Source organism: Polynucleobacter sp. Tro8-14-1 (assembly GCF_018881655.1).
In the GTDB taxonomy this organism is placed as follows: Bacteria; Pseudomonadota; Gammaproteobacteria; order Burkholderiales; family Burkholderiaceae; genus Polynucleobacter.
Window position 1 is genome coordinate 199,967 of record NZ_JACVPX010000001.1, and the last position, 11,880, is coordinate 211,846.

General features: G+C 46.8%; 11 protein-coding genes. 3 read left to right on the forward strand and 8 right to left on the reverse strand.

The window, feature by feature from the left end; translation table 11 throughout:
- The 4 genes from ICN34_RS01075 to ICN34_RS01090 all read right to left on the reverse strand — a co-directional run bounded on the left by ICN34_RS01075 (position 1) and on the right by ICN34_RS01090 (position 3,790).
- Positions 1 to 792, reverse strand: coding sequence for a hypothetical protein (locus tag ICN34_RS01075; protein ID WP_216120349.1), 792 nt, complete (start codon positions 790 to 792; stop codon positions 1 to 3).
- Between the two features lie 103 nt (positions 793 to 895).
- Positions 896 to 2,263, reverse strand: coding sequence for an NAD(P)(+) transhydrogenase (Re/Si-specific) subunit beta (locus ICN34_RS01080; RefSeq protein ID WP_216120351.1), 1,368 nt, complete (start codon positions 2,261 to 2,263; stop codon positions 896 to 898).
- A 33-nt stretch (positions 2,264 to 2,296) separates the two neighbouring features.
- Positions 2,297 to 2,635, reverse strand: coding sequence for a proton-translocating transhydrogenase family protein (locus tag ICN34_RS01085; protein WP_011903634.1), 339 nt, complete (start codon positions 2,633 to 2,635; stop codon positions 2,297 to 2,299).
- Between the two features lie 24 nt (positions 2,636 to 2,659).
- Positions 2,660 to 3,790: a Re/Si-specific NAD(P)(+) transhydrogenase subunit alpha gene (locus ICN34_RS01090; protein WP_216120353.1), complete on the reverse strand. Its 1,131-nt coding sequence runs from the start codon at positions 3,788 to 3,790 to the stop codon at positions 2,660 to 2,662.
- Between the two features lie 177 nt (positions 3,791 to 3,967).
- On the opposite strand from ICN34_RS01090, the gene mnmA reads away from it, so the two are divergent.
- Positions 3,968 to 5,080 (forward strand): tRNA 2-thiouridine(34) synthase MnmA, encoded by a 1,113-nt coding sequence (gene mnmA / locus ICN34_RS01095; protein ID WP_216120355.1) that lies wholly within the window; start codon positions 3,968 to 3,970, stop codon positions 5,078 to 5,080.
- 74 nt (positions 5,081 to 5,154) lie between these two features.
- Here mnmA and ICN34_RS01100 read toward each other — a convergent pair whose 3' ends face one another.
- Positions 5,155 to 5,769: a glutathione S-transferase N-terminal domain-containing protein gene (locus tag ICN34_RS01100; RefSeq protein ID WP_216120357.1), complete on the reverse strand. Its 615-nt coding sequence runs from the start codon at positions 5,767 to 5,769 to the stop codon at positions 5,155 to 5,157.
- Between the two features lie 95 nt (positions 5,770 to 5,864).
- On the opposite strand from ICN34_RS01100, the gene purB reads away from it, so the two are divergent.
- Both purB and ICN34_RS01110 read left to right on the forward strand, forming a co-directional pair.
- Positions 5,865 to 7,244: an adenylosuccinate lyase gene (purB, locus tag ICN34_RS01105; protein ID WP_216120359.1), complete on the forward strand. Its 1,380-nt coding sequence runs from the start codon at positions 5,865 to 5,867 to the stop codon at positions 7,242 to 7,244.
- Positions 7,241 to 8,596 carry a 3-deoxy-D-manno-octulosonic acid transferase gene (locus ICN34_RS01110; protein ID WP_216120361.1) on the forward strand — a complete coding sequence of 452 codons (1,356 nt, stop codon included), beginning with the start codon at positions 7,241 to 7,243 and terminating at the stop codon, positions 8,594 to 8,596. Before purB ends, ICN34_RS01110 begins: the two co-directional genes overlap by 4 nt.
- A gap of 14 nt (positions 8,597 to 8,610) precedes the next feature.
- Here ICN34_RS01110 and secF read toward each other — a convergent pair whose 3' ends face one another.
- The 3 genes from secF to yajC are packed head-to-tail and all read right to left on the reverse strand — an operon-like array spanning position 8,611 to position 11,800.
- Entirely contained in the window at positions 8,611 to 9,585 is a 975-nt protein-coding gene (secF, locus tag ICN34_RS01115) for a protein translocase subunit SecF (RefSeq protein ID WP_216120363.1), read from the reverse strand.
- A gap of 3 nt (positions 9,586 to 9,588) precedes the next feature.
- A complete protein-coding gene (gene secD / locus ICN34_RS01120) occupies positions 9,589 to 11,448 on the reverse strand; it encodes a protein translocase subunit SecD (protein WP_216120366.1) in 1,860 nt (619 codons plus the stop codon).
- Positions 11,449 to 11,473: 25 nt separating this feature from the next.
- Positions 11,474 to 11,800, reverse strand: a complete 327-nt coding sequence (gene yajC, locus ICN34_RS01125) for a preprotein translocase subunit YajC (RefSeq protein ID WP_072582800.1) — start codon at positions 11,798 to 11,800, stop codon at positions 11,474 to 11,476.
- Positions 11,801 to 11,880: the final 80 nt, after the last annotated feature.

The following is an 11,880-nucleotide window of genomic DNA, read 5'->3' on the forward strand; positions in this document are numbered from 1 at the left end:
TTATTCCATTAGAGTTTGAGCTCTCAATAAGTCTGCGTTAAAGGAGTCGTACGGAAATAATTCGTTCGGGAACTCTAATGCGAAGATCACATAGAGAGCGAAGCCCATCAGTCCAAGGTAGATAAAAGTTAAAAACCAATCTTCTTCATTCTTGACTGCCATAGCATAGCCGCTTAAGAGTGCGCTAATAGATAGTAGGGCAAATAAGAAGCGCTCAAGAATTACAGGGGGGTGATGTCTTGCATTCAACATTCCATCCCTCAAGACTACCGTGAGATTATCGGCTTGGGGTCTCAAGATCTTGTCTGCCAATTCCCTGTTGCCAATGGGCGCGCGAGGAATACTCAGCATCATTAATTCATTAAACTCATTTAACTTATTGCCTAGGCGAGTGATGTTTTCATTCAAGTCGTCGAATGTATTAACCTCTTTGTACAAAGCAAGACGATCTGCAAGAATTACTTTAAGAGAGTTGTGTACTTCAATCTGATCTTTTGGGCTAAGGTACTTGCTCGATTGGTAGACTTGGCTAATGGCATCTGCTTGTGCGCGTATGAGGCTAATGCGCTTATCAAAATGCTCATTTGCACCCGAGAATGTAAAACCGAGAACCAGTGCCGATAATCCAAAGATGGAAGCTGCCAAAGAATCTCGAACAATTACCTTATCCGTGCGAAGCAGGCGGTATCTCCCAAACATCCAGCCTATCAATAAGAATGCCAGGATAGAGGTAAAAAATATTAGGAGGGCATCTTTAACAATATTTAGGTGATTCCCAACGAAATTTGGCATAGCAAGCTCTTATAAGATGGTTTCGCTTTAATTAAGGAGTTTGCTTAGTGTAATAAAAAACCGCCCGAAGGCGGTTAATTATTTGATGATTCTTGACTCAGGCTTATTCAACCGCCTTGACCATCTCTTCAACCACCTTCTTCGCATCACCGAAGACCATCATGGTCTTATCCATATAGAAGAGCTCGTTATCTAGGCCGGCATAACCAGCTGCCATAGAGCGCTTGTTCACGATGATAGTTTTGGCTTTAAATGCTTCCAAGATCGGCATGCCAAAAATTGGGCTACCTGGAGTGCGTGCAGCAGGGTTCACCACGTCATTCGCACCAAGGACTAACACTACGTCAGCCTGACCAAAGTCGCTATTGATATCTTCCATCTCAAATACTTGATCGTATGGAACTTCAGCTTCAGCCAAGAGTACGTTCATATGACCAGGCATACGGCCTGCCACTGGGTGAATCGCGTATTTCACAGTCACGCCATGATGAGTTAACTTTTCAGTCAATTCTTTGAGGGCATGTTGAGCGCGAGCCACTGCCAAGCCGTAACCTGGAACAATGATTACAGTGTCAGCATTTTCCATGAGGAACGCCGCATCTTCTGGTGAACCTGTTTTGTAATTCTTAGGGCCACCATCATCGCCACCGCCGGCAGCAGCTTCAGCGCCAAAGCCGCCGAGCAATACAGCCAGAATGGAACGGTTCATTGCCTTACACATGATGTATGAAAGAATCGCACCGGATGAGCCTACGCAAGCACCCGCAATAATCAACACTGGGTTGTTTAAGGTGAAGCCAATACCAGCCGCTGCCCAACCAGAATAACTGTTCAGCATTGATACAACCACTGGCATATCAGCGCCACCGATAGGGATGATCAAGGTCACGCCCAATACCAAAGCAACGGCACACATTGCCAAGAAAGCTGCGTGGCTATCACCCATGTAATAAGCAATACCAGCGCCAACCATTGAGACGGCCAAAATCAAATTCAGCAAATGTTGACCAGCGAAAGTAACTGGCTTACCACTGACTTTGCCGGATAACTTACCAAATGCAATGACAGATGCAGTAAAGGTGATGGCACCAATAAACGCGCCAATGAAAAGTTCAATCTTCTGTGCGCCAGTATGGTCATGCGCTGGATTAAATACAGCAGCAATCGCAATTAATACGGCCGATAAACCTACGAAGGAGTGCATCAAAGCAACCAACTCAGGCATCTTGGTCATTTGCACGCGCTTAGCAGCGAGCGTACCAATGATGGCGCCAGCCACAACCGCAACACCAATCAACGAGACGACTGGCTTGAAGTCGGGAATGAAGAAAGTGGTGACAACGGCTAACAACATGCCAATCATGCCAAAAGTATTACCTTGACGTGAAGTGGTTGGTGAAGACAAGCCACGCAAAGCGAGGATGAACAACACCGATGAAATGAGATAAGAAATAGCGGTTATGTTTGACATAGTTTTGGTCTCTATATAGGTCTTGTTCTAGGTTTATTTGGTTCCAGCCGCATCAGCTTTAGGAGCTTTTTTCTTGAACATTTCAAGCATGCGACGGGTGACCATAAAGCCACCAAAAATATTGATAGACGCGAGAAATACCGCCACTGCACCAATGATGCTGGTGAGAGTGATTTCATCGCCACCGATAACTTCAGTTTGGAGCAATGCTCCAACGATGATGATGCCGGAGATGGCATTGGTCACCGCCATTAAAGGCGTATGCAATGCTGGCGTAACGTTCCAAACTACGTGATAGCCAACAAAAATGGCCAATACAAACACAGTAATGTTTTGAACGGTGAGGATGCTTTGAAAGGCAGCGAGATCCATAGTGTTTCCTTAGTATTTTTACTATTAGTTTTTGCGGATGGCTTGGCCATCACGACACATTAAGCAAGCAGTAACAATGTCATCATCACTTGGGATGACTAAATTGGCTTCTTTATCCACAATGAGTTTCATGAAATCGAGCAAGTTACGTGAGTACAGTGCAGAAGCATCTCCTGCAACCATGCTAGCTAAGTTGGTGTAGCCAACAATTTTCACGCCATTCACATCAATTACTTTATCTGCTTGCGTTAACGGGCAGTTACCTGAACCGTTATCACCTTTGCCTGCAGCTAAGTCAATTACGATCGAGCCTGGCTTCATATTGGCAACAGTATCGCTATGCAAAAGAACAGGTGGCTTACGCCCCGGGATCAATGCAGTGGTAATTACGATGTCGGCTTGTTGAGCGCGCTCTGCAACCAAGGCTGCTTGACGCTTCATCCAAGCTTCAGGCATTGGGCGAGCATAGCCACCAACGCCTTGGGCAATCTCACGCTCTTCATCGGTTTCATAAGGAACGTCAACAAACTTGGCGCCTAATGATTCGATTTGTTCTTTCGCTGCTGGGCGCACATCAGATGCTTCAATCACGGCGCCAAGACGTTTTGCTGTGGCAATGGCTTGTAAGCCTGCAACACCAGCACCCAAGATTAGTATGCGAGCTGCTTTAACAGTTCCTGCAGCAGTCATCAGCATTGGCATGAAGCGTTGATATTCGTTAGCTGCAACCAATACTGCTTTGTAACCAGCAATGTTTGCCTGGGAAGACAAGACGTCCATGCTTTGTGCGCGTGTTGTGCGTGGTGCAGCCTCTAAAGAGAATGCAGTAACACCTTGAGCAGCCATGGCTGCAATCATGTCGTTATCAAACGGATCGAGCATGCCCAGAAGAACGGCACCGGATTTAATCTGTTTAAGTTCGGCTGCCTCGGGCGCACGTACTTTAAGAACGATCTCTGCACCAAACGCATCTGCAGCGCTACCAATGCTTGCGCCGACAGATTCGTATGCGGAGTCAGGTTGACTGGCTTTTACTCCGGCGTCTTTTTGAATGACGACGGTATGACCTTGACCAATTAATTTTTTAACGGTTTCTGGTGTGGCGGCTACTCGAGTTTCCCCGGGCCTTGTTTCCAGTGGCACTCCTATGCGCATGGCATGTCTCCAAAAGCAAAAATTTATAAAAAATCTATTTTAGTTAAATAGGGCTCGTTGCGCCTATTTACTCACCCCTAAGTCCTTTTGCTTGGTTTTTGCCCGAAATTCTGTGAAATCAGGCTAAGACTTCTACAATATGGCCTGTAAGCTTATATTGAATTCTCGCATTTTTTGATGATCCCGCTCAATTCTTCCTCAATCCCGTCCTCCCAGCCCAAGAAAGTCGTTATTGGCATGTCTGGGGGGGTAGATTCGTCGGTGGCTGCCTGGATGCTCAAAGAGCAAGGCTTTGAAGTTATTGGCCTTTTTATGAAAAATTGGGAGGATGACGATAACGACGAGTACTGTTCTGCTCGTCAAGACTGGCTCGATGTGGTTTCAGTCGCCGATATGATCGGAATAGACGTTGAAGCAGTCAATTTTGCTGCCGAATATCGTGAGCGCGTATTTGCTGATTTCTTACGCGAGTACGCCGCAGGGCGAACGCCCAACCCCGATGTCTTATGTAATGCCGAAATTAAGTTCAAGGCTTTCTTAGATCACTCCATGAGTTTGGGTGCGGATGCTATTGCCACCGGTCACTATGCGCGCGTTCGTCATGAAGGTGGCAGGGTGCAGTTGTTGAAAGCTGTCGATGCCAGTAAAGACCAGAGTTATTTCTTGCATCGCTTAACGCAGCAACAATTGGCAAATGTGATGTTCCCACTTGGAGAAATTCCAAAAACAGAAGTCAGAAAAATTGCAGAGCAAATTGGTTTGCACAATGCTAAAAAGAAAGACTCCACCGGCATTTGCTTTATTGGTGAACGTCCTTTTAGAGAATTCTTAAATCGCTATTTACCGCGCGTACCTGGCCCGATAAAAACCCCAGAAGGTAAAACAGTTGGCGAGCATATGGGCTTAGCCTTCTTCACCTTAGGTCAGCGCAAGGGTATTGGTTTGGGCGGCAGTCAAGATGGCAATGGTGACGCTTGGTATGTGGCGCGCAAGGATGTTCCAAATAACACTCTGTATGTAGCGCAAGGCCACGAACACCCGTGGCTATTGGCTAATCAGCTTGCTGCGATGGATGCCAGTTGGGTTTCTGGTGCTTCACCAACACCCGGAAATTATTCTGCTAAGACTCGTTATCGACAAGCAGACTCTGCTTGTACTTTGAGTGCTGGTGCTGAAGCACTAAGCTTCGACTTAAGTTTTCCAGAAGCGCAGTGGGCTGTTACTCCAGGGCAATCTGCTGTCTTGTATGACGGAGATATTTGTTTGGGTGGCGGAATTATTTCTGCATAATCTTCATTAGCAAGTAGCAGATACAAAAATGCCAATCAGTTTTGATTGGCATTTTTTATTCAGCGGCAAGTTAATTAAGCAGCCGGTGGTTCGGTTTCAATAAAAGAAGGTCGCAGTAATAATTTTTGATACAGACGATCTAAATTTGGGTATTGGGTTTGCCATTTCACTTCTGGAAAGCGAAACAATAAATATCCGATTGCGCAACCTACGGCGATATCTGCCAAGGTGATTTGATTGCCGTGACACCAAGCATTACCACCCAGCTGTTCAGACATTTGACGTAGGGCGTCATTAATCTTGCCCATCTGGCGGTCATACCAAGCTTGGCTTTGTTGTTCTGCTGGGCGCAAGGTGCGCTCTAAACGGGCCAAAATGCCGGCATCCATCACGCCGTCTGCCAGTGCCTCCCAGGTTTTCACGGCTGCGCGCTCACGGTTATCAGCCGGAATGAGCTTGCTGACTGGGCTTAGGCCATCAGCGTATTCGGCGATGACGCGGGAGTCATAAATAGCCTCTCCATCGTCAGCCATGAGGCAGGGAACCTTCCCCAGGGGGTTGGTAAGGGCTATTTTGGTGTCTGCAGCCCAAACATTCTCTAATTCGAGGTCAACATCGACCTTTTTCTCGTTAAAAACAATGCGTACTTTACGTACATAGGGGCTGGTAAGGGATCCGATAAGTTTCATGGGCTCAAGTATAGCCATCCTATTTGGGCTTTGCTGTACTCCAGAACGCATTAAAATCAGCTTTTATTGACATATTCAATGCAAAGGCAATATTCGTGAGTCAGCCGCTTTCAACCCTCAATGCCCTTTCCCCCTTAGATGGCCGTTACGCCGGAAAACTGGATGCCTTACGTCCCTGGCTTTCGGAGGCCGCTTTTATGCGCCAACGTGTTTTTGTGGAGATTCATTGGCTCTTGGCTTTGGCTGCTGCCGGCTTGCCTGATGTTCCAAAAATTAATGCTGCTGACGAAGCCTTTTTGCTTTCGCTCCCAGAAAACTTTTCTGATGCAGATGCTCAGCGCATCAAAGATATCGAAGCAGTAACGAATCACGACGTAAAAGCGGTTGAATACTTCTTAAAAGAAAAAGTTGCTGGACGACCAGATTTGTTGAAAGCAAGTGAGTTCATTCACTTTGCCTGCACATCAGAAGATATTAACAATACTTCTCACGGTTTAATGTTACGTGGTGCCCGCGATGAGGTGCTCTTGCCCCAACTCAGAAAAGTACTTTCAGTATTGACCGATCTCGCGATTGAGAACGCTAAAGTACCTTTGCTCTCTCGCACGCATGGCCAGCCAGCTTCCCCAAGCACTTTGGGTAAAGAGATTGCCAATATTGCCAAGCGTTTAGAGCGTGCGATCGAATCTATCGCTGCAGCTCCTTTGCTGGGCAAGATGAATGGCGCAGTGGGTAACTACAACGCTCACATGTCAGCGTATCCTGATTTTGATTGGGAAAATTTTTCCAAGAGTGTGGTTGAGAAACGTCTAGGTTTAACGTTCAATCCTTACACCATTCAAATTGAGCCACACGATGGTATGGCTCAGCTCTTTGATGCGATTGCTCGCGCTAATACGATTCTTTTGGATATGGATCGCGACTTCTGGGCCTACATCTCTGTTGGTTACTTTAAGCAGCGCACTAAAGCAGGTGAGATCGGTTCATCGACGATGCCGCATAAAGTGAACCCGATTGATTTTGAAAACTCTGAAGGTAACTTGGGTGTTGCTAATGCATTGCTGCGCCACCTTGCAGAAAAATTACCAATCTCTCGTTGGCAACGCGACTTGACTGACTCCACTGTTTTGCGCAATCTAGGCCCTGCTTTTGGCCACAGCGTACTGGCTTATGACAGCGCCTTGCGCGGCCTTGGTAAGTTAGAGGTAAATCATGCTGCAATCGCTGCTGATTTGGACGCTTGTTGGGAAGTATTGGCTGAGCCAGTGCAAACGGTGATGCGCCGTTACGGCATCGAGAATCCCTATGAGCAGTTAAAAGAATTGACTCGTGGCAAAGGGATTAATCAAGCAGACCTGCAAACCTTTATTCGTGGTTTGAAGATTCCTGAGGATGCAAAAGTACGTTTGTTGGAGATGACACCATCTTCTTACTTAGGTAAGGCGGTCGAGTTGACCGAACGTCTCAAAAAGTGAGCTTGACTCCCAATTCAGAATACGGGGCGCGTCCCCGGATCTGGTTTGCTGCTTATCAATTGCTATGGCACCTCTTATTGCCATTAGCATTTATACGTCTAGCTTGGCGTGCACGTCATGCCTTCTCCTATCTTCATCACATTCCTGAGCGATTGGGCTTTGGCTACAGCAAGCCTATTGCTCTGGGCTCTATTTGGATTCATGCGGTATCAGTTGGTGAGACGCGCGCTGCACAACCTTTGATTGAGGCTTATTTAGCTAAGGGCGAATCTATTTTGCTCACCCACATGACTTTGAATGGCCGCCGTACTGGCAAGCAGTTATTTGCTAACGAGATTGCTGCTGGGCAAATGCGTCAAGTTTATTTACCTTACGACCTTTGCTGGTCTGTAGAGCATTTCTTGAAAACATTTAAGCCAAAGTTTGGCCTCTTCATGGAAACCGAGGCGTGGCCGACGGTGGTCTTTCGTTGCAAAGAAATTGGCTTACCCCTATTTCTAGTAAATGCTCGCCTCTCCGAGCGAAGCGCCAGACGCGTTAATCGATTTGGTGAAGCGGGGCGTGCATTATTTCAAGCCTTTGCGGGAATCCTCGCGCAGACTGAGTTTGATGCAGGGCGTTATCGCAGCCTAGGCGTTAAAAATGTTGTTATTACCGGCAATCTGAAATTTGATGTTCCACTCGATCCGAAATTGCTTGCTGAGGGTAAGGAATGGCAGAGGGAACTACATGCAGGAAATCGCTTGATGGTGTGTGCAGCGAGCACGCGCGATGGAGAAGAAGCCATCATTCTGAAGGCTTGGAAAGATTTACTCCTAAGTAATGCATTTCCAATTCCACCTCTGCTTTGTTTGGTACCGCGCCATCCCGAGCGCTTCACAGAAGTAGCAGATCAAATTAATAATGCTAGCTTTAGATTTCGCCGTCGTAGCGAGTGGCCTGGTACTCCGAGTGAGTGCGCTGGATTGGATGTTGTTCTGGGTGACTCCATGGGTGAGATGCCGATGTATTACAGTGCTTCTGACTTAGTGCTAATGGGCGGAAGCTTACTGCCCTTTGGAGGTCAAAACTTGATTGAGGCATGTGCAGCAGGATGCCCTGTTCTTTTGGGTGAGCACACCTATAACTTTCAACAGGCTGCCTTAGATGCGATTGATAGTGGCGCTGCTAAACGCATTCATGGCGAATTACTTTTAACGGAGCCAATAGCCTTAATGGAGGCCTTGAAAGCATTGCTTCTGAATACTGCTGAGTTAGCGAAGATGGGCGCCGCTGCTAAGGCTTATTCAACTGAACACCAAGGTGCAACTAATAGAATATTAGCTGCCCTTGAGCAACAAAACTTACGCTGAACTAAAAGACTGAGTTAGACCCGTGCTCCGTAGTTGGGATCATCTTTGCGGGCATCATCATCAGGTTTTTTATCGCCCCTCACTAAATCTTCACGTGTCACACCAAGCCACATGGCCAATGCAGCAGCCACGAAGACTGAGGAGTAAATACCAAACAAAATACCAATGGTCAGCGCTAAAGCAAAGTAGAAGAGCGTTGGACCACCAAAGACCAGCATTGCCAGGACCATCATCTCAGTACTACCGTGAGTGATTACGGTACGGCTGATAGTGCTTGTAATTGCGTTATCAATGATTTCACGAGTATTCATCTTGCGATATTTGCGGAAGTTCTCCCGAATACGGTCAAAGATCACCACAGATTCGTTTACTGAGTACCCTAGAACTGCGAGAACAGCCGCCAACACTGAGAGGGAGAACTCCCACTGGAAGAAGGCAAAGAAGCCCAGGATGATGACAACGTCATGTAAGTTCGCAATGATGCCGGCAAGCGCAAACTTCCACTCAAAGCGGAAGGATAGATACACCACGATGCCAATGATTACAAAGATGAGTGCTTTTAAGCCGTCAATAGCCAACTCTTGACCCACCTGTGGGCCAACAAACTCAACGCGTTGCAATTTCACGCCAGTCGTTGCTGGTTCAAGCGCTTGCATCACTGCCGTGCTTTGATCAGCAGAAGAAATCAATTTGCCTTCAGCATCTTTTTGCAATGGTAGGCGAATCATGACATCGCGTGAGCTACCAAAGTTCTGAATTTGAGTATCTGCATAGCCCAGCTTCTCAACCTTGGTGCGAATGGAGTCCAAAGGCGCAGTTTGTGGATAGCTGACTTCCATCACCGTTCCACCAGTAAATTCGATGGAGAGATGCAGGCCGTTATGCCAGAGGAAAAAGACTGCAGCTAAAAAAGTAACTAAAGAAATCGCATTAAGCACCAATGCATGGCGCATGAAGGGAATATCTTTTTTGATCCGGAAAAATTCCATGGCTTATTTCTCCTGTGGACGCCAAACTTGGCCGATAGCGAGTTTTTGAATCTTCTTATGTCTGCCGTACCAGAGGTTAACAAGGCCACGTGAGAAGAAGACAGCCGAGAACATTGAAGTCAGAATACCTAAGCAGTGAACCACTGCGAAGCCTTTGATAGGGCCAGATCCAAATGCTAACAAGGCCAGACCAGCAATTAAGGTTGTTACGTTAGAGTCCAGGATTGTTGCCCAAGCTTTATCAAAGCCGACAGAAATGGCTGTTTGTGGTGAAGCTCCGTTACGTAACTCTTCACGAATACGTTCGTTAATCAACACGTTGGAGTCAATAGCCATACCCAGAGCCAAGGCCATCGCAGCGATGCCCGGCAAGGTGAGCGTGGCTTGCAGCATCGATAGCACTGAGATGAGCAAGAGCAAGTTCACCGCCAAAGCGACAACGGAGAAAGTGCCAAACAGTAAGTAGTAGACCATCATGAAAATCGCGATCGCAGTAAAGCCGATCAAGAGCGACTTAAAGCCCTTCTCAATATTTTCTGCGCCAAGGCTTGGTCCAATAGTGCGTTCTTCAATGATTTCCATTGGTGCCGCTAATGATCCAGCGCGCAAGAGCAGGGCTAAGTCATTAGCGCTCTCGGTAGTTGGCTGACCAGTGATCTGGAACTTAGAGCCAAACTCACTTTGAATGGTGGCGATGGTGAGCACTTCACCTTTATCCTTTTCAAATAAGATCATGCCCATCGGCTTGCCGATATTTTCGCGAGTCACTTCTTGCATGACGCGACCACCAGCGGCATCCAGGGAGATGTTTACTGCTGGGCGTTGGTTTTGGTCAAAGCCAGCACTAGCATCGGTAATGCGATCACCACTGAAGATGACTGATTTTTTAAATACACCCAAGCGATTTTCACCAAAGCGGAAAGTATCCATGCCTGGAGGAGGGGTTTCGCCTAAGCTGATGGTAGACGCCAAGGGGTCAGCTAAGCGAGACTCTAGAGTTGCTGTGCGACCGATGATGTCTTTGGCACGAGCGGTATCTTGTACGCCAGGTAACTGCACCACAATGCGCTCAGCACCTTGTTGTTGAATCACTGGCTCTTTAACCGCTAATTCATTGACGCGCTTATTGAGGGTGATGATATTTTGTTTGACGGCGTTATCTTGAATGGCCTTGAGAGCAGCTGGCTTAAATTCACCCACTAATTTAGGTAAAGAGCCATTGGATTTGATTAACCAAATGAGCTCAGGTTGCCCCGTTGTAAGTACTGCGCGCGCTTGATCTGCATCTTCGACATTGGCGAAGTTAATGGAGATAAAGTCAGCGCCACGTTCAATACCTTGATGCCTGATGCTCTTATCGCGTAATTGACTGCGAATATCGCCTGCCAAGGAAGTCACTTTTTTCTGGACTGCCCCCTTCATATCCACTTGCAAGAGGAAATAGACACCGCCACGCAAATCAAGGCCTAGTGGCATTGGTAATGCATTGATTGCACTTAACCAGCCCGGTGTATTAGACAGCAGGTTTAAGGCAACAGTGTAGTTGGGATCATTTTGATCTACATTTAATTTCTGCTGCAATAGATCGCGTGCGCGCAACTGAATGTCAGTGTTATTGAAGCGAACTTTGATCGAGCCTACATTGCCAGCGACTTCGAAGAAGAGACCGGTGTTATTAATGTTGGCTTCTGCAAGAATCTTTTCGACACGAGCCTGCGTTGCCAAATCAACCTTGATGGTTGGCTTGGCAGACGAGACTTGAACCGCTGGTGCCTCACCATAGAAATTGGGCAATGAATATAGTCCGCCGATCAGTAATGCAACGGCAATGACTAGATATTTCCAGAGAGGGTAGCGATTCATATTGAGATACTTTTAAACAAATAAATTAAGCAGACTTCAGAGTGCCTTTTGGCAATACTGTAGTGATGGCACCTTTTTGCATGTGCACTTCAGTGCCAGCAGAAATTTCAACGGTAACTATTTGGTCTTTCAATGCCGTTACTTTGCCCATGATGCCGCCAACAGTAACAACTTCATCGCCAACGCCTAATGACTCGAGCATTACCTTAGTTTCTTTTTGACGCTTCATTTGTGGGCGAATCATGATGAAGTACAAAACTGCAAACATCAAAATCAAAGGGAGAAAGCTCATCAAGCCACTGGAATCTGCGCCCGCTGCAGGAGCTTGGGCAAAAGCGTTACTAATCCACATACAAAACCTCCGTTAATTACCAATTAAAAACTGCGATATTTTTCGACCTTTAAACCGATGGCCGTAACCCGCAATTCTAA